This is a genomic window from Salicibibacter cibi, from assembly GCF_016495865.1.
Taxonomy (GTDB): domain Bacteria; phylum Bacillota; class Bacilli; order Bacillales; family Marinococcaceae; genus Salicibibacter; species Salicibibacter cibi.
Window position 1 is genome coordinate 487874 of sequence record NZ_CP054706.1, and the last position, 18760, is coordinate 506633.

Consider the following 18760-nt stretch of genomic DNA (forward strand, 5'->3'; position numbering starts at 1 on the left):
AACTTAGACAGCAGCCGGACAGATGTGTTTCTTGAGCTTGTTCCACTCCTCTTTTTGGCTAGCGTACCAAGCGTCGAGATGTTGGCAGATCATAATGCCATAGATGCGCATATACCACATCATGGTTGAACGATGGCGGCCTGATTCCAAATGATAATCCACCTTTTCACGTTTGTTCGTGCGCTCACTGGATGTGCGTGTGTTATAAACGAGCGTCCATGCCTTGGTGTCTTGGGAAACAAACGAGGGTTATCTTTGGTACGCGTGTAATAGGTTCGGCCGTACTTGGCATCCGAACATCCGCAATCGGGCGAACAGCGCCACTTACGGCGGTGACGGCCTTTGTCATAGCCGTTGGGTTTCATCTTGTTCCCATTCGGACAGATCGGAATGCCTTCCGGAGATATCTCAATGTCACTGCTTGTTTCTATGTTCGATTTGGTTCGAGTGTTCAAATCGATAAAAGGCTCGATCTCTTGATGGATTAAGAGCTCGTAGATGGCCTGAGCATCATGGGCGGCATCAAGAATCATCCGGCGGGCCGTGCCCAAGGTGAAACGTTGCTGGAATTCAACCGAGCTGGCGACCAGGCTGACGGCGTCATGCCGGGAAGCCGGCTGCAATCGCGGATAGATAGGCAAATCGTAAGGGCTATCGGCAGCGGTGAACATGTAGAGGTGATAGCCGTTAAAGTAGCGCTCTCGAGAGCTATCCCATCCCGCGTCACAGTCGGGTTGGGAAAAGAAGCGATGATGGTTGCATCCAGTTATACCACGGGCACGACAATCACATGTGGCTTTGCTTCGGCGATAGGCTTGGGTGACAAGGGGTGTTCCGTCCCCGGCGACACTAAGATGGTCGGCATCGCCGAGCAAGCCAAGCGCTTGGGAAACACTCAGAATATTCGTCTCGAAGAACTGGAAGAGCCGATCACCGGGCAGTTCCACATGGACGTCGATGGATCGTAACACCCACGTGACTAAACGCTGGACTTTTCCCGGTTTCATAGGAGCTTTCTCCCCCTTCTTGTTCTTGGATGTTTGCTTTTTCTTCTTCTTGGGCTGTTTTTTGGGTTTGATGTTTTTGTCCGCCACCGGCCACAACCGTCGGAAGAAGTCATAGAACGTTCCGAGTCCGGGGATATCATCCGGCGAAAACCCACTGAGGATGGCATAAATAGGCGTTCGCATCATGATATTCACCCATTCCGTCAGCCCTTTTTCTGGATTCGTAAACAAGTAAACGAGATACGAGCGTATCATCGAGGCTGGATCGCGCGGTTCAGGCCCTCGGTTCGAGTAAGTCGCCCTTAATTGAGTGGTAATGCCGGATAGATCAGCCTGCCAGCATTTTAAGATTAAAGGCCAATCGGCATTCACGAATAAGATCGCGCGTCCATAACGGGCGTGAAGTTGTTCCATGACAAAATGTTGGTAATCAGCATGCGGAATAACCGTCGGTTTCAAGTAAAAACCCCCAATAATCGTAGTAAGGGAAAAAGTTCCCATCACTGGCGATTATGAGGCCAATTTGAAAATGTCAAGTGCTTTTTTACCTATAAAACAAAGAAATTTAAGAACATTAATTTCCATTTTCAAATCGAGCGAAAATGAAAAAATTCCTCCCGATAGAGGGAGGGAAGCCAATCAGGCGAGGCAAGGAAACCCTTGTCACGCCAGCCTCGGTGAATTCCGAGAGCCTATAAATATAAGGGGGAGGGATGATAAACTTACCCCTTAAGGGCCTGATCAAAATCATTGGTTTTTCTGTTACAAAGACCACAAGAAAAAAGGTAGGAAAGCCCCTACAAGATTACGATTGTCTTGCGGTGGCTGAATGTGGTTGCAAATGAATCGAAATGTCCTATTAAGCAAGTCCAATACAAAGAACAGAGATAGATTGGATGTATATCCGCTTTTCTCTGTTCTTGATTTTCTATTCACACAAATCTTGGGTGGTTTTTAATCAAGTTCTAAATCAGTAATTAATTCACCGTAAAATTCAAAGTCATCGTCCATGAGCTGGGAAAAATCATCCCCGTCTGTTATTACCAAACCAAGCCCGTTGTTTTCCATGAATTCAACAAACTCAGGCTCTTCATCCCCTTTCATAAAAGGCATCCGAACGTTCATTGTCCATCACAGTCAGTATTTTAGTTCATCGCCATAATAAAGAGGGTGACGGCAGGCGCAGCACCGTCAAACGGAACATGTTCGAACTCAACTTCTGCAACCTGCTCGATCGATGAACCTGCCAAATGCCAAATGGCTCCAGCTCCTGAATTTCCCATTTGCAGCTCCAGGGGTTTTCACTAGCGTAATTCAGAAACTCTTCTAATGTATCATAGGGTGCATCAACAGGGACGGTGACTGCCGGAGGATCATAATTGATTTGTGCAATCGCCTGATAATCTTCTTCATGAGAGGATTCCGCTAATCCCAAGTGCAGTAGTATAACTAGTTCTACTGTCACTAGTGCAGTATGGTTAAATTATGCACCCCTTGTTCTTCTGTGGCATCAGCTAATGATCTCGCTACAGCATCAGTCTCACCCTCCTACATCATGGGTACAATTAACTATACAGAATTTCCAGGTAAATATTTTCAAGTATTTCTTCTTGGTCATTATTGTCACCAGTTTCATCGATGGGACCATCTACATCTTCCTAATTATCGTAATATTCCGATTATAAGAACAAACTTCGTCTGCGCCACATGCGGTTATCGTAAATACAAGTGAAAGAAGACCCTTGAAAATACAAATTTTTTTGACTATTACTTGAGCTCCCTTCCAATAAATATACTGCTCCAATTAAATAGGAAATATCACCTCCCTTCACTCAAAAGTAAACACTTTACGGCATTGTAGAACACAAAAACTAATACGTAAGATGATGGCTATTATTGTAAGAATGTTTTTGACTATGGGATTAGCTCACTCACCGTTTTGATTAATATTGCATTGAATATTAAGTGAAATTAACTCCAGCAAATAAAAATTTTTAACTATTCATACTATAATAAAAAATGGAACCTCAATGTATTTTGTGTATTAATGGTAAAGTTAAACTCATTTTCCATTCTTAATATTCTGGTGGGAGCTTGTGCAGTCATTTAAGTTGTTTTCTCTTCAATTTTGCGAAATATGATATTTTCAAACATAAAGTATTGACATAATGATATATTTAAACAATAATATATGCAACAACGTTAATAATAAACATCCTGTGAGGTGAACAATGCAAGCAAAGGTAAGAAAACAGAGAATTATAGATGAAACCACAAATCAGCAAAGAGTTGAGATCGAACAATTATCGTCTGATCTAAATGTGTCCACAATGACGATCCGCCGGGATCTTACCGAGCTTGAAAAGCAGGGGTATTTAATTCGTGTCCATGGTGGAGCAGTAGCTGCGGAAAGTTTGGTTGCTGAAACTCCTTATTTCAATAAAGCTTCACATCATTTGCAGGAGAAGAAAGCTATTGCAAAAGAAGTGCTTCAAATCATTCCTGAGAATTCACGAATATTGTTAGATTCTGGAACTACTACACTGGAAATTATTAGGTTACTTAAACATCGTGAAGATATAACTGTCCTCACCAACGATATTAAGCTGGCCGTAGAGTGTTTGGATGGACCCTTAAAGATTATTCTCACGGGCGGGGAACTTCAAAAAGGGATTGGTTCTTGTACCGGTCCCAGTGCAGAAGAGTTACTTTCCTCAGTGCATGTAGATTTGTTCTTTCTTGGTGCTCATGCGATTGATCCGGAAGCAGGCGTTACCGCCCCTACGTTTGAAAAGGCAAGCATTAAACGTGTAATGATGAAAGCGGCAGAAAGAACCATTCTTGTTGCCGATTCCACAAAGTTCGGTAAGAAATCTTTCGCCCGTGTTTGTAGTCTTGAAGAGATTACTCAAGGGTTTACAGATGCCAATTTGCCAGAGCATAAGCGTGATATGTTTACAAAATTTCTGCCTATAAAATATATCTCAACGGAGGTATCTTGATTCAATGGACATTGCAGTCATTGCAGACGATTTAACAGGGGCTAACGCCTGTGGTGTGCGTCTTGCGGAATTAGGGCTTCGAACGATGACAAAGTTTCATTGGTCTGAGCATCAGCATTACACAAACGATACCGAGGCAACCATCATTGATACGAATAGTCGCTACCTTGATAAGACGGCTGCCAAGGAACGACTGCGAAGCGTTATCGATGAATATAGATATATCGGCGTTCGGAATTTCGCAAAACGGATTGACAGTACCATGAGAGGGAATGTTGGAGCGGAAGCGGAGGAGTGGATCCGTGCTTTTAATAATGAAGCGATTGCGGTTATTGTTCCTTCTTTTCCAGATTCGAATAGAACTGTGATTGGCGGTTATCTGTTAGTTGATGGCACATTGCTTCAACATACAAATCTATCTAAAGATCCTTTAACACCGATGACTAAATCCTATGTTCCTGATCTAGTGAGAGCAAAAACAAGTCTTTCCGTAGCGCATATTGATCTCAAAGAAGTCGAACAGAGTGTCAGTGACTTAAAAAATAGTTTTCACCAATGCATCGCTGATGGATTTAGAATTCTTGTTGTTGATGCGATCACAAACGCCCATATAGAAAAAATTGCTACAGTTATGGTTGCATCAAAATACCGGATGAACCCTTTTGATCCCGGCCCGTTAACGACGGCCTATATGAACAGGAAAATGAAAAACTTGAACCGGGAAGATAAAATCATCATTTCTATTGGGAGTGCAAACGAACTGGCAGAAAAGCAAACTCAATATTTCATTGAACGACGCAATGTTTCTCCTATAATTGTGGATCCAGAAAAGTTCATTGATCCAACAAAATGCATGGACGAAATGAGTAAAACCATCAAAAAAGCTTCCGATCATTTGGAACAGAATAACATTGTGTTAATAACGACCATTAAACCCAATCAGAAAAGGCTGAACTTTAGACAATTAGAGGAAGAATGGAACACGTCAGTCAACAGCATCGCCCAACGAATAACTGAAGGACTTGCAATGATTACAAAAGAAGTCATTGCACAAAATCCGGAGGTGAAAGGCTGTTTGACAAGTGGTGGTGATGTGACGGCATCACTTTGCTCTCTCACTAATGCAAATGGAATTGAATTACTGGAAGAGATCAACCCATTAGTGGCCTATGGCAAAGTAAATGGCGGCGATCTTAATGGCATCAAAATCATGACAAAGGGAGGGTCAGCCGGCAATAAAAATACCCTTGACCATTGTATACGTGCACTTGAAACGCGAATTGTAAATTAATTCTTGGAGGTTTTAACTTTGAATAAACCAGTCATTGCCATCCCTATGGGGGATGCTTCCGGAGTTGGACCGGAAATTATAGCGAAATCAGTTGCAGAGGACGAAATACAAAAGCATTGTTATCCATTAGTGATTGGAAATAAGAATGTGATGGAACAAGCGATTGCTCAAACGAGTGCTGATCTTTCTATAATGACCATTGCACACCTGGAAGAGATACAAGACCAATCGGATACATTATATTTAATCCATATGGATAACATTGACATTGAACAGCTTCAGAAAGGTGAAGTGCAGGCTCAGTGCGGTCAGGCTGCTTTTGAGTATATTGAGAAAGCTGTTGATTTAACAAAAGAAGGAAGAACAGCGGCGCTGGCTACTCCCCCTATTAATAAAGAGTCATTAAAGGCTGCAGAAGTGCCTTACATTGGTCATACGGAAATGCTTGGTGCAATGGCAGGAATTGACGACCCTTTGACTATGTTTGAAGTCCATGATTTGCGTATTTTCTTTTTAACCCGTCATGTTTCTATACGAGAGGCGATTAATCAAATGACCAGTGATCGTGTCTACGATTACCTTGTTCGCTGTGATCAAGCCTTGCAACATTTAGGCATTGAAAATAGAAAAATAGCGGTTGCCGGTTTAAACCCGCATAGCGGAGAAAACGGGCTTTTCGGTACAGAAGAGATTGATGAAATCAACCCGGGAATTCAACGGGCGCAAGAGGCGGAGATTGTAGTGGAAGGTCCCGTGCCTGCAGATTCTGTCTTTTATCAGGCTTTAAATGGTAAATATGATGCCGTTCTTTCTTTATATCATGATCAAGGACATATTGCTGCGAAAATGACTGACTTTGAAAAAACCATTTCAGTTACCAATGGCTTGCCATTTCTTAGAACTTCAGTTGATCATGGGACAGCTTTTGATATTGCCGGTACCGGGAAAGCCAGTGCAGTCAGTATGGTGGAGTGTATTAAACTTGCAGCACAGTACGCCCCCTATTTTATAACGAATCAGAAGTAAAATTCTGTAATCAAAAAAATTCATAAAAAAGTTGACCCTTAATTACTCCCTTGGTACACTTCTATTTAAATATAGTTGATATAAAAAACCAAGTTTATTATTTAAAACCAATGCTTGGGAGGGAATGAAACAAAACTACTGGATTCCTACCATATAAAGAACTCTTTATATTCGTTGTTGAGTAAAGGAGGGATATATACATTACAATTCACCTAGTTTCAATAAGTTGGTTATATAGATAAAAATAACGCAAGAAATGAAAGCGCTTAATAAGGTTATTACAAATATAATTGAAAGGTGTGTGGCAGATGGATAAACAAACCATTGCATTAACATTAGGAGATTCATCAGGAATTGGTCCTGAACTTGTTGTTAAGGCGTTAAATGATAAAGAAGTTCGTGATAGTGCGAACTGGATTATCGTTGGTGATGAAGATGTTTTTAACAAGGGAATGAACATTGCCGGTAAGACGTTGAACTATAATAAGATTTCAAGTATCGAGGAATTTGACTCGCAGAGAGAAGATCTCTGGCTTATAGATTTAAATAATATGAATAAAAACGATTATAATATCGGTGAACTTTCGGCAGCTTCAGGCAAACAATCAGGTGAGGCATTGAAATACGCAATGGATATTGCATTAGATAACTACGCGGATGCTGTCGTATATGGTCCATTAAACAAGAATGCTCTTCATAAAGGTGGTTTCAATTTTCACGATGATCTACACTTTTTCGCAGATTTGTTAAATTGCAAGGAAGGATTTGGCGAAGTTAATGTAATGGACGACCTATGGGTGACCAGGGTAACTTCTCATATTCCGTTGCGAGAAGTGAGAGAAAATATTTCAAAGGATAGGGTGAAAAGAACCATTGAGTTTGCTAATGGCATCTTAAAACAAGCCGATATTGATAATCCCAAATTGGCGGTCGCAGCCTTGAATCCCCACGCGGGTGACAATGGATTATTGGGGGATGAAGAATCGGAGATTATATCCCCTGCCATTGAAAAGGCACAAGAGGAAGGAATTAATGTCGCCGGCCCTTATCCTTCCGACACTATTTTAAATGAACGTAAGAAGCTTGATTATGATTGTATGATCGCCATGTATCATGATCAAGCACAGATAGGCATGAAATTATTAGGTTTTAATAGAGGAGTAACAATTAGTGGGGGATTGCCAGTCATTTTGACGACACCGGCTCACGGTACAGCTTTTGATATAGCCGGAAAAAATAAAGCAGATGCAGGTGCGATGATTCATGCAATGAGAAAAGCCCAAAATTTAATTACAAGGAAAGCCACAAAAAAATAATTAAGGGGGGTCTTTAATGAAAGGAAGAGTTTTATTTGCTGTGATCGGACTTTCAGCTCTACTGAGTGGTTGTGAAGCTGTAGGTGGTTCTGAAAGTGCAGAAGATTATCCGACAAGAGACATCGAAATACTTGTTGGTCATGGGCCAGGTGGAGGAACTGATGTCTTTGCAAGAACAGTTGGGGAGTTATTAGAAGAGGAACTAGGCGTCAATATAAATATCGTCAATATGGAAGGCGCAGGTGGAGCGACAGCGAAAAATGAAGCGGCATCTCGGGAAGGGGACGGTTATACACTTGTCGCTAGCTCTGCATTTGCTCCAGCGACAGCTCAAGGAAACATTCAAGGGCTAGAAGATCTTCGACCTGTAGCAAGAATGCAGTCAGATGTTTTTACCATTTTAGCTAACCCGGAAGTATACGAAGATTATGAGGATTTTGTAGAAGCGGCTGAAAATGGGGGTGTTGAAGTCGGCGGTGTCGGATCAGGTGATATGGACGAAATCACTACACATTTACTAATTGAGGAAACAGGCCTAGATATCAACTATGTTTCTTTTGAAGGAGCAGGAGATATGCATGCAGCTGCTTTAGGTGGGCATATTGATGCAATGATGGAGGAACCTGGTCCTGCGGTTGAGTATATAGCTTCCGGTGATTTAACACCTCTCCTAGCATTTAATGATGAGCGATTGGATGATTTTGAAGATGTTCCTACTACTGTAGAAAATGATATTGATCTCACAGATGGTGTTGAAAGAGGTTTCGTCGTACCTGCGGATACACCGGATGAAATCGTCTCCGCAATTGAGAGTGCTTTACAAAATGTGTATGAAGATGAAGAATATCAGCAACATGCTGAAGATCAATATTTGACATATCGAGAAGGGTGGTTAGGATCGGAAGAATATGCACAAAAATTAGAGGAAGATATCGAAAGAATTTCAGAGGTCGTTGATTAAAATCATACGTGAGAAATAGGAGGGGATTATAATGGCTGCTAGTAAGCTAACGCCTATCATATGGATAATCTTTGCCATAACATTTATCGCAGTGGGTTTACCACTCCCATTTTTCGAACCAGGAAGCGTTGGATTAGGACCCGGGGGTTGGCCCATTATTGTCCTTTCAATGATGCTTTTAGCAGCCATGGTCCTTCTGGTACAGGAGACACGTTCCCAAGATAAGCAAGAAGAAACGGAATCAGATGAAGAAGAAAATATGCTAGACGGAGAAGTGATTGATGCAAATAACCATTGGTATTTGCTAAGCGGGTTAGTTGGTTACTTAATCCTTGTTCCAATATTAGGTTTTTTCTTAATTAGTGTTCTTTTTATCCTTTTTGTGATTAGGAGGATGGGATCAAAGAATTGGCTCGTTAATAGTGGTGTATCACTCATTACGACAGCTCTTTTTGTGTTCATGTTCGGTGTTTTGCTCAACATTCCGTTACCGCGAGGAACTGGAATACTCAATGACCTCAGCTTTCTATTGTACTAAATGTTCCGGTAACACCTTTTGATTGGGAGGCGTCTATCGTGATTGAAAATTTGCTCATGGGGCTTGAAACGGTGTTTCAACCCCTTAATATATTAATTTTATTATCAGCCATATTTATCGGTTTTTTGGGTGGAGCGCTTCCGGGTATCAGCGGAACGATGCTTGTCGTGATCTTATTGCCAATCACTTATGATTTTGATACCACGAGTGCCTTTCTGTTGCTCACGGCCATCTATGCGGCCACGGTATTTTCAGGAATGATCAGCGCCATCTTATTCCGGACTCCAGGGACCCCGGAGGCAGTACCCACCGTTTTCGATGGCTATCCGATGGCTAGAAGCGGACATAGTAGTCGTGCGTTGGGGATTGCTATTGTGAGTTCGGGTATAGGAGGAATTTTCGGGACATTAGTGCTGATATTTCTAACTCCGGTACTCGCCAGTGTTGCCTTAACGTTTTCTTCTCCGGAATTTTTTGGACTGGCATTATTAGGACTCACAGTCGTCGCTTCATTAAGTGCAGGTCAACTATCAAAGGGAATTATTGGCGTCGCTTTTGGGCTATTTATCGCTACAATCGGGATCGATCCTCTATCTGGAACTCATCGGTATACCTTCGACATGAATAGTCTAATGGCAGGAGTTGAGTTAATCCCCGTTTTAATAGGGTTATTCGCTGTAGCTGAAGTATTGAAGAAAGGGCGGGAAAATACAAAGGAAAAGCAACAAGCATCAAGTACGAAAATAACAATATTTGAAAAAGAAATCTTTAGAAAGATCTACGGGACGATTACCAGATCTTCATTGATGGGGACATTTATTGGGATTTTGCCTGGTGTTGGTGCCACAACCGCATCCATGCTCAGTTATAGTGAGACTGTACGTTGGTCAAAAAATCCAAAAAAATTCGGCAAAGGAGCCCCGGAAGGGATTGCGGCGCCGGAATCTGCGAATAACTCGGCTGCTATGGGCGCGTTGGTTCCATTACTCGCCCTGGGTATTCCAGGCAGTGCGACAACCGCCGTTTTGATCGGAGCGTTTATTCTACATGGTCTTCAGCCAGGTCCCAATTTGTTACAGTCCCAAAGCGATTTAGTCTACTCTGTTTTTATCGGGTTACTGATTGTTAATATAGCGATTATCGTTTGTTCCAAGCCATTTATTAAATTATTTACGAAGATCATAAATATTCCTTATTACATTTTAGGACCAATTATTCTTATGTTTTGCATCATCGGAACCTTTGCCGTTCGAAACTCTATATTTGATGTATGGGTTATGCTTCTTTTCGGGGCGTTAGGATATTTGTTTACAAGAATAAACTTCCCCGTCGCCCCCATTGTTTTAGGCGTGGTATTAGGTCCTATTGCAGAAGATGAATTCCGTCGTTCACTGCAAATGTCCGGAGGTAACTGGTTTGTCTTTTTCGAGCGCCCGGTCAGTGCTACGTTGATAATCTTAGCTGTTTTGTTCCTGGTATATCCGCTTATTAAGAAATTCTTTAAGAAAAAAGGATCTTCATCTCAAGTACAATCTGGATAATAACTTTCAGTATAATCGACGCCATGGAACAAAAAACAAGACTCGCCATTATATCCCTTTGAGGAATAAAAATCCGCCATGATGACTTCTTCATCATGGCAGATTTTTTGCTGCAAGATAAGGCAGTTCTACTAATTAGTAAGCTCGCTTAAGTAACGCCACTAAATCCTCTTCTCTAGGATTTCTTGGATTGTTACGAATCAAACGTTCAATATGAAGAGTTTTATTGGAAATCTCTTGTAACTCTTCTTCCTTAATGCCAATTGTTGAAAGTTTAGTGGGAAGCCCAATATCCTTTACAAGCTGTTGGACAGCGTCTGCTGGAGATAACTCCACGTCTTTAGCTGCATGCTTTCCACCATTCAATTCGAAAACCTGAGCAATTTTTGTCATTTTATTTTTTGAGGTTGAAAGGTTATAGCGCATGACATACGGTAGTAGAAGCCCTGTAATCTCCCCATGTGGGGATTTAACCTTACCTCCTATAGGATAGGCTAGGGCATGACCCAAAGCATTTCCGGCATTTGAAAAAGCCATACCGGCTAGCACACTCCCAGCAAGCATACTGGCACGAGCTTCAAGGTTGCTACCTTGATGTACGGCCAGCACAAGATTCTCGTAAATAAGTTCAATCGCTTTTAATGCCAATGCATCTGTTATAGGGAAAGAACCTTGGAAAAGAATATCTTCTGAAGCCTTTATATGTTTATATTCTAAAGCCGTGTATGATTCAATGGCATGCGATAAAGCATCAATGCCTGAACATGCTGTAACATAAGGAGGTAACCCTATTGTTAATTTCGGATCCAGTAAAGCGACAGCTGGTCGTAAATAATTGTCGGAAATCCCCACCTTTAAATCATTGTCGGTATCATTCACAACAGCCACTGAAGTAACTTCTGAACCTGTTCCGGCGGTAGTAGGAATGGCTATTAGTGGGGCAATGGGTCCCGGTACATTTCCTTCTTCAAAGTAATTTCTTGGATGACCGCCGTGTTCCATCAGTAAAGCAACGACTTTGGCTAAATCTATACTACTGCCTCCGCCAAGACCAATAATAACGTCTGTATTATTTTCGCCCTGTGCAAAATCGTAGGCTTCCATGACACTGGAAATAGGAGGTTCTGGAGTAGCTTGATCGTATACAACACATTGATAACGATGCAATTTCAGGTACTGCAACACTTTTTCCAGAATTCCTGTTTGGACAATGCCTTGATCTGTAATGATAAAAACGTTCTTGGCATTAAAACGTCTTAGAATCCCATCAATTTTTTGTATGGCTCCGTTCCCGAAAATGATATTCTTTGTTGAAAAATATTCCCAAGTATTTCTCACGAGTTCACTTTCCTTTCATTTGTGTGAATTATATGTGCATCGTAATGACCTTTTCATTCGTCATTTCTTTAATCGCATTATGCGGTCCCTCTTTACCGATACCACTATCTTTTACACCGCCATATGGAAGAGTGTCTGCACGGAAAGTTGACACATCATTAATATTTACGCCACCAAATTCCAGTGCTTGGACAGCTCTCATTGCAATGTGTAAGTTAGAAGTAAATACACCTGCCTGTAATCCATATTTTGAATCGTTTACTTTTGTGAAAACGTCATCGATGTCATCAAATGGTACAATACTAATCACTGGTGCGAATACCTCTTCGCACATAACTTTCATATTCTCAGTAACATTGGTTAAAATGGTAGGATAAAATAGTGCCCCTTCTCTTTTACCACCTGTCACTAGTGCACGATGGTTGAATTATCCTCTCACCCCAATGTTATCCTGTTCGTAGAATCATAGATACGGGGTGAGTGCCATGATGGTTACTCGACAAGCGGCAACCATAGAACTCAGTCAAAAAGAACGTCAAATCCTTGAAAAACTGGACAGAGGGACGCATACGCCTCTTCATCTGAAAACACGTGCGCATATCATCTTGCAAGCCACCGATGGTATGAACAATAAACAAATCTCAAGGCAGAGTCATCTTAACCGAAACCAGGTCAAAAAGTGGCGCAATCGTTGGGCTCATTCAGCCGAAGCCATCGCTCAAATTGAAACCGAACGGCCGCGGGCGTTAAAAGAAGCGATCCATTCCGTCCTTAGCGATGAACAACGGTCGGGAAAGCCACGTTTCTTTACAGATGAACAGGTCGCCCAAATATGGACCTTATCTTGTCAGTCTCCGAAAGACAAAGATTTACCGTTTAGCCATTGGACACACGGAAAACTCGCTCGACAAGCGAAGGAAGAAGGTATCGTGGAAAGTATTTCAACCAGAAGTGTCTCGCGTTTTTTAAATGCGGCCGACCTAAAACCCCATCAAAGCAACGTATGGTTGAATCCAAAGATTGATGATCCCGAACAGCATTGAGAAGAAATGGGAGACGTTTGTGACATCTATCAAGAAGCGACGAAGCGAGACGAGTATGTCCTATGCACGGATGAAAAAACTGGCATTCAAGCCTTGGAACATGCCCGTGCATTAAAACCGATGAAGCCGGGTTCTCCGGAAAAACGAGAACAAGAATATATCCGACATGGAACAACCGGACTGATTGCCTCCCGGGACGTTCAAACGGGAAGAATCGTGGCTCCAATGATTCGACCAACCCGAAAAGAAGAAGACTTTGTTGAGCACATTGGAAACGTTATAGATCAAGATCCGGAGGCTTCGTATGTTTTTGTGGCAGATCAACTCAATACACATCAATCCGAATCTTTGGTCCGTTTTGTCGCTGAACAATGCGGTATTCCACAGGATTCGCTCGGTCAAAAAAGACGTTCCGGCATTCTAAAGTCTCAAAAGACCCGAAAGAAATTTCTCAAAGACAAGCATCATCGTATCCGGTTTATTTATACACCAAAGCACTGCTCATGGCTCAATCAAATTGAACTTTGGTTTAGCATTCTATCCCGTGATTTAATCAATCCGAGAGCAAGCTTTCATTCGGTCGAAGACTTGGCTCATCGTTTGGCTCAATACATCGATTATTACAATCGAATTCTAGCCAAGCCGTTTCGTTGGACCTACAAAGGTCGTCCTTTACAGGTGTGATCGTTTATTTCAGCCATTCTGCACTAGGTTAGCCCCCTCGTTTAAGGCTTCTTTTATCCAATTCTCCGTCCTTTCGGCTTCTTCAATACTAATCATCGGACCTATATTTGTCGTTTCTAACTCTGGGTTTCCAACAGTTAAAGATTCTGCTAGTCTTGTAGCCACGTCAATAACTTCTTCATATATATCACGATGAACATATACGCGTTGGACAGCAATGCAGGCTTGACCTGAGTATGAGAAACCTTTGGACACAACTAATTGTACCGCTCTCTTTAAATCTATAGTATCATGATGAATAACATTCGGAGAATTATTGCCTAATTCAAGTGTCACTTTTCTTATCCCGGATTTATGTTTAATTTCCTTGCCTACATTAGGGCTTCCTGTGAATGTATACATTGATATTCTGTCATCTTTTAAAAGAACAGAGCCTGTGTCTTGACCATAGCCATTTACGACATTAATAAAACCGCTTGGTAAACCAGCTTCGAGCAATATTTCAGCCATTTTAATAGCAGTAACCGGAGTTTTTTCAGCCGGTTTTAAAACAATTGTGTTACCGGCAGCGATCGCTGGGGCAACTTTATGAGCCGTTAAATTAAAAGGAAAATTAAATGGCGTAATGGCACATATGACTCCAACCGGAGCACGAATGGTAAAGGCCATTTTCTCTTCGTTATGAGGTTGCCCATGAATGGGCAACCCTTGACCGGTTATTTTCTTCGCTTCTTCAGCTGATGCAATAAAGGTTTGAATTCCGCGATCTACTTCAGCTCTAGCATCATTGATGGTTTTACCTGCTTCACGGCAGATTACAAGAGCGATTTCTTCTTTTTGTTCTTTAAACAATTCAGCAGATCTTGTGAGAATATGGTAACGTTCAGTAGCTGTCATCCTTATTTCCCGAAAGGTATTGGATGCATTTGTTATTGCTTTATTAATTATTTGTTTATCTGCTTTACTGACATAAGCAAAAGGTTCATGGGCATATTTATTTTCAACGACAAAGGTATCGTCATTTTTTATCCATTCACCGTTAACCAGATTTCCATAGTGTTTTGAAGTTTGTGTAGTCATTGTTCTTCCCCCTTATCAAAACTCCTAGGAGTTCAGAAAATCATAAACAGACGATGGTATTGGGATGCCTTTTTCAAATCTTTTTTCAGATAGTATTTGTTCTGGTTCACCCGGTACGTATACATTCGAAAAGCCCTTAGCGGGTGTAGATGAATGAAGTTCGTCAATCATCTGGTCGACTTGCTGATAGAACATATTTTGAGGGATAAATAGTCCGGGATCTATGACAAGTATAAAATGACCGAGTTCTCTATTTTGTTCATAGTTTCCATACATAGGTGTAATGTGTGGCCCGAAACCGGAGCCTGTTAAAATACCTGAGAAAATGTCTACCACCGCCAAACGGGAGCATGGCGAGAACTTCATTTGGATCTGTGACCGGCACCCCTTCAGCATTTACACCCCAATCATCGGGTATATCCACTCCTGATTCTCTTGCTTTTAACACTTTACCAAACGCAGCGCTACTTGTAGCCATATCCAGTACAATTGGTTTGTGTTGTAACGCCGGCACACCCAATGCGATTGGGTTAGTGCCGAAAAAAGGTTGTGCTCCGCCATAAGGAACGACATATTGATCAGTATGCGTCATCATTATGGCCAATAAACCCTTTTCAGTCGCCTGTTGAACAAAATAGGAAAGCGCCCCGCAGTGGCTGCTATTTATAACTCCAACTATACCTGTCCCATTTTCCCGGGCACTTTCCATGGATAACTCCATAGCTTTTTGAGCAACTACATGACCTAAGCCGTGATCACCATCAAAAAGGAATGTATTGTTGTTCTTATTTTGAGTCGAAAAATTTGGGTCTGTTTTAATTCCTCCTGCTTTAATACGCTTACAATAGTGTTCTGTTCGCAGTGATCTGTGGGAGTTCACTCCACGTAAGTCAGCATGAACAAGCACTTCAGCAGTTATTTCCGCATGTAATTGGGGACCCCTACATTAGATAACTGGTTAGAAATCAGTTGTTTTAAGTCATTATGATGGACTATTTTATCTTCCATATTACCACTCCAGAAGGCGTAATTCATACTAAACTATTGACCAACTATTTCAGTATAGTTTTCTATATCCTCTGCTAATTTCTCGTCATATTCGTCAGAACCTAACCAACCTTCCCGGTACGTCAAGAATTGATCTTCAACATGTTGTTGGTACTCCTCAGTCTCATATACGTTTTGTAAAGCGTCTTCTATTTGTGTCACTATTTCAGTGGGGGTATCTCTAGGTACCATTATCCCCCTCTCGACACCATTAGTAACATCGATATCGTTTTCAACAGTAGTAGGAACATCTTCAAAATCGTCTAACCTTTCCTCATTCAGCACGATTAGGGGGAGTAGTTCTTCAGATTCAACATAATCAATAGTCGGGCCAATTTCTTCAAAAATGGCATCTATATGTCCGCCTAATGCGGCCGCATGCATATCTCCTGCTCCTTCAAAAGCAACATAATTGATATCCAAACCTGTTTCTTCAGCCAATAATTCAACGATGACTTCATCATTACCTCCAGCTCCTGTCCCCCCAATCTCGACACCGCCATCTTCAGCCGCCTCCACAAGCTCGTCAAAATTATCATATTGTTCCGGGTTAGCCATAATGGTAGCGACATCGCTTTGCATTCTAGCCACAGGTCGCAAGCCATCTAAGCCTTCATTGAAATTTCCTAACGCGGTTGTTACGGCAACTGCAGATACAGCGATCATTGAATGCCCGTCTCCATCTCGGATAGCCGCTTCGTTTTTAGCTGTTGCTCCACCAGCTCCTTCCATATTGACGACATTTATATTCGCCCCTAATTCATCTTCTAGTAAATCAGCTACCGTCCTAGCATAAACATCCGTTCCCCCTCCAGGACCATGTCCAACTAACATCTCGATATCTCTTGTTGGAAAATCCTCCTCACTACCTGAACTCGTTGCTTCACAACCGGCTAACAATGCTGATACACCCACGGCGGCTAATAATACTCTTATGTTCAAAATAAACCCTCCTTGATTTTAAAATTAATTTTAGCTCTAGGACTCATTAGAGGTACGATCACGCGAACATCGTTCTCCCACCCTCAATTGAATAGGTTTTTGGGATTAACAGGTCGTACTCTGGCTTTATACGACATCTCAAAGCCAGATTTACCGCTTCACATGTCGTACTCCGGTTTTATATGACCTCCACTCTACACTTGGGCGCAAGACTGATGACAAATGTCGATGGAAACATAACGAGAGCTTTTTGCGTTGTAACGATTTTTGCGCTTTAGGCGTAAAAACGGGACCAGGTTCACTCCTGGTTTTTTGTTGAAAACGCCTTAAAATTTCCTTCCACGAACCAAAATCGCTACTATTCGAATATCATTCGTTTTTATACCTCAAAAAAGACACACGTACCCTGTTATCCACAAAAACTGTTTTAAAATTCGGTTTCCCACATGTGGATGCTTTCAGGAAACCAAGCTTCGCATTTTTTCCGGGCGGCCTTCTTGGATATGGCCTAAAGCCATCGCCAACATCGTGCACAGAGCCAACCCAGTTTTCATTTTCATCTTCTTTTGCCCGCGTGTGGTATGCTGTTCGAAGCCAAAGGAGACGTCAAGCCGGCTGTTCACACGTTCCACGGCCGTTCGTTTCGCGTATGCCTTCGCCCATGTGTAACTGGCTCGATCGATCGGCGTGAAGATCCGGCGGTCCTCCTTGAGCGGAATCCGAATTCCTTGGGCAATCGGACACTCCGCTTGTCCTTCACAGGTGATGCCATATTGTTTGGCCGGACAACGCTTTTTGAGGGTGGCTCGATCTTTCTCAAAGCCCCCATTCGCCATTTCGCGCTCTTTCCCGGTCAGCGGGCAGTGACAGTACACGGTGCCTTTATAGTCATGCGTGACATTTTCAATGTCCATCAGTTGGCGCGTGTCCTCGCCATCTTTCCACATGTCCCGGATATCAATGACAGGCTTGGTTTGATGGTCATCCCACAGCCGCTCAAGCATTTTGGTGTCATCGTAACCGCGATCACCGGCGAGTGTTTCTGCTTGTCCCAAAAGCCAAGGGCGTTCTTTTTCAAGCTCATTGATCATATCATGACCGGCGTTAATATCGGGCACCGATGCTTTCGTAACTGAATAAGCCACAGGCAATTCATAGGCCGCGTCGACGATCAGGTGGATTTTATAGCCGAACCATTTGATCACTTTGTTCCAGATCGTCCCGTCTTTGTGTTTCCCCTTATATTCTTTCTTCCCATAATCGGCATCGGTATCACGGCGTCCGTCAGGATCCTCATCCTTATGTTTTCCCTTCGCAAAAGAGTCTACTGCCTTACCATCGATCGCAAGGGCCTTCCCGAAATCAGGGAGGAGCTCGCTCAATTGTTCCACCATCGTTTCAAAAATCGCTTCAACCTTTGATTCGTGCGCCCGCAGCTTTTTTAAAAAGCGCGTATATACATAAGCAGGGGGCACGATCACGGTGAGGCCACACAATTCGCGTAGCTGTCCATTGCGGCTCAATTCCCGACGCAATGATTCAATCGATGTGTGCTCAAAGACAACCCCTGCAAGCATCGTATTCCACATCGCGCGAACAGGGTATTCATTTCGCCCTTTATATCGTTTTTTCTCCAACGTTCGCATCAACGCTTCATCCGGTAAATAATCGAGCACCAAACGTAAGCGTTCCAAATCTCCAAGATCCGCAAGATCTTCCCATGAAAACAAGCTCATTTGTGGTATAATAGCCATAACAGGTGACCCTCCAGGGTAATAGTTGGTTTTTTGTCTATAACTATTCTAACCCACTAGTGGAGCGGTTTCACCTGTTTTTTTATGATTTGGGGTCGATGTATCAGGATCCGTGCTTTTGACCTTCGCCAAGCCTTTAATTCCGTTTGATTTTGGGAGAAAATATTTTTTTACGTCACTCGCACCCCTT

At 42.3% G+C, this 18760-nt stretch carries 17 protein-coding genes and 1 pseudogene; 9 read left to right on the forward strand and 9 right to left on the reverse strand.

Annotated features, from left to right (window positions below; genetic code table 11):
• Nucleotides 1-119: 119 nt before the first annotated feature.
• The 3 genes from HUG20_RS02440 to HUG20_RS02450 all read right to left on the reverse strand — a co-directional run bounded on the left by HUG20_RS02440 (nucleotide 120) and on the right by HUG20_RS02450 (nucleotide 2290).
• The gene (locus HUG20_RS02440; RefSeq protein ID WP_246476504.1) at nucleotides 120-1466 is read right to left on the reverse strand and encodes a transposase; all 1347 of its coding nucleotides are present in this window, start codon (nucleotides 1464-1466) and stop codon (nucleotides 120-122) included.
• A gap of 495 nt (nucleotides 1467-1961) precedes the next feature.
• Complete coding sequence (locus HUG20_RS02445; RefSeq protein WP_200087660.1) at nucleotides 1962-2111, reverse strand: hypothetical protein; 150 nt, start codon at nucleotides 2109-2111, stop codon at nucleotides 1962-1964.
• Nucleotides 2112-2152: 41 nt separating this feature from the next.
• On the reverse strand, nucleotides 2153-2290 hold the full coding sequence (locus HUG20_RS02450; protein ID WP_200087662.1) for a hypothetical protein: 138 nt from the start codon (nucleotides 2288-2290) through the stop codon (nucleotides 2153-2155).
• A 948-nt stretch (nucleotides 2291-3238) separates the two neighbouring features.
• Between HUG20_RS02450 and HUG20_RS02455 the strand changes: the two genes are divergently transcribed.
• From HUG20_RS02455 to HUG20_RS02485, 7 genes are all read left to right on the forward strand, one after another.
• On the forward strand, nucleotides 3239-4009 hold the full coding sequence (locus HUG20_RS02455; protein WP_200087664.1) for a DeoR/GlpR family DNA-binding transcription regulator: 771 nt from the start codon (nucleotides 3239-3241) through the stop codon (nucleotides 4007-4009).
• Nucleotides 4010-4013: 4 nt separating this feature from the next.
• On the forward strand, nucleotides 4014-5300 hold the full coding sequence (locus tag HUG20_RS02460) for a four-carbon acid sugar kinase family protein (protein ID WP_200087666.1): 1287 nt from the start codon (nucleotides 4014-4016) through the stop codon (nucleotides 5298-5300).
• An 18-nt stretch (nucleotides 5301-5318) separates the two neighbouring features.
• The gene (pdxA, locus tag HUG20_RS02465) at nucleotides 5319-6326 is read left to right on the forward strand and encodes a 4-hydroxythreonine-4-phosphate dehydrogenase PdxA (protein WP_200087668.1); all 1008 of its coding nucleotides are present in this window, start codon (nucleotides 5319-5321) and stop codon (nucleotides 6324-6326) included.
• Between the two features lie 308 nt (nucleotides 6327-6634).
• Entirely contained in the window at nucleotides 6635-7642 is a 1008-nt protein-coding gene (locus HUG20_RS02470) for a 4-hydroxythreonine-4-phosphate dehydrogenase PdxA (protein ID WP_200087671.1), read from the forward strand.
• 16 nt (nucleotides 7643-7658) lie between these two features.
• A complete protein-coding gene (locus HUG20_RS02475; RefSeq protein ID WP_200087674.1) occupies nucleotides 7659-8603 on the forward strand; it encodes a Bug family tripartite tricarboxylate transporter substrate binding protein in 945 nt (314 codons plus the stop codon).
• Between the two features lie 31 nt (nucleotides 8604-8634).
• The gene (locus HUG20_RS02480) at nucleotides 8635-9141 is read left to right on the forward strand and encodes a tripartite tricarboxylate transporter TctB family protein (protein ID WP_200087677.1); all 507 of its coding nucleotides are present in this window, start codon (nucleotides 8635-8637) and stop codon (nucleotides 9139-9141) included.
• 38 nt (nucleotides 9142-9179) lie between these two features.
• Nucleotides 9180-10682, forward strand: a complete 1503-nt coding sequence (locus tag HUG20_RS02485; RefSeq protein WP_200087680.1) for a tripartite tricarboxylate transporter permease — start codon at nucleotides 9180-9182, stop codon at nucleotides 10680-10682.
• A gap of 135 nt (nucleotides 10683-10817) precedes the next feature.
• Here the strand turns inward: HUG20_RS02485 and HUG20_RS02490 are convergent, their stop codons facing one another.
• Both HUG20_RS02490 and HUG20_RS02495 read right to left on the reverse strand, forming a co-directional pair.
• Nucleotides 10818-12020 (reverse strand): hydroxyacid-oxoacid transhydrogenase, encoded by a 1203-nt coding sequence (locus HUG20_RS02490; protein ID WP_200087682.1) that lies wholly within the window; start codon nucleotides 12018-12020, stop codon nucleotides 10818-10820.
• A 28-nt stretch (nucleotides 12021-12048) separates the two neighbouring features.
• The gene (locus HUG20_RS02495; protein WP_200087685.1) at nucleotides 12049-12429 is read right to left on the reverse strand and encodes an aldehyde dehydrogenase family protein; all 381 of its coding nucleotides are present in this window, start codon (nucleotides 12427-12429) and stop codon (nucleotides 12049-12051) included.
• Nucleotides 12430-12505: 76 nt separating this feature from the next.
• On the opposite strand from HUG20_RS02495, the gene HUG20_RS02500 reads away from it, so the two are divergent.
• Both HUG20_RS02500 and HUG20_RS02505 read left to right on the forward strand, forming a co-directional pair.
• Nucleotides 12506-13063 carry a helix-turn-helix domain-containing protein gene (locus HUG20_RS02500; protein WP_200084872.1) on the forward strand — a complete coding sequence of 186 codons (558 nt, stop codon included), beginning with the start codon at nucleotides 12506-12508 and terminating at the stop codon, nucleotides 13061-13063.
• A gap of 6 nt (nucleotides 13064-13069) precedes the next feature.
• Complete coding sequence (locus HUG20_RS02505) at nucleotides 13070-13747, forward strand: transposase (RefSeq protein WP_200084871.1); 678 nt, start codon at nucleotides 13070-13072, stop codon at nucleotides 13745-13747.
• A 9-nt stretch (nucleotides 13748-13756) separates the two neighbouring features.
• Here the strand turns inward: HUG20_RS02505 and HUG20_RS02510 are convergent, their stop codons facing one another.
• The 4 genes and pseudogenes from HUG20_RS02510 to HUG20_RS02525 all read right to left on the reverse strand — a co-directional run bounded on the left by HUG20_RS02510 (nucleotide 13757) and on the right by HUG20_RS02525 (nucleotide 18570).
• Nucleotides 13757-14827, reverse strand: a complete 1071-nt coding sequence (locus tag HUG20_RS02510; RefSeq protein WP_200087687.1) for an aldehyde dehydrogenase family protein — start codon at nucleotides 14825-14827, stop codon at nucleotides 13757-13759.
• Between the two features lie 24 nt (nucleotides 14828-14851).
• A pseudogene (locus HUG20_RS02515) lies at nucleotides 14852-15835 on the reverse strand (Ldh family oxidoreductase).
• Between the two features lie 33 nt (nucleotides 15836-15868).
• Nucleotides 15869-16816, reverse strand: coding sequence for a Bug family tripartite tricarboxylate transporter substrate binding protein (locus HUG20_RS02520; RefSeq protein ID WP_200087690.1), 948 nt, complete (start codon nucleotides 16814-16816; stop codon nucleotides 15869-15871).
• A 458-nt stretch (nucleotides 16817-17274) separates the two neighbouring features.
• Nucleotides 17275-18570 carry a transposase gene (locus HUG20_RS02525; RefSeq protein ID WP_200085837.1) on the reverse strand — a complete coding sequence of 432 codons (1296 nt, stop codon included), beginning with the start codon at nucleotides 18568-18570 and terminating at the stop codon, nucleotides 17275-17277.
• Nucleotides 18571-18760: the final 190 nt, after the last annotated feature.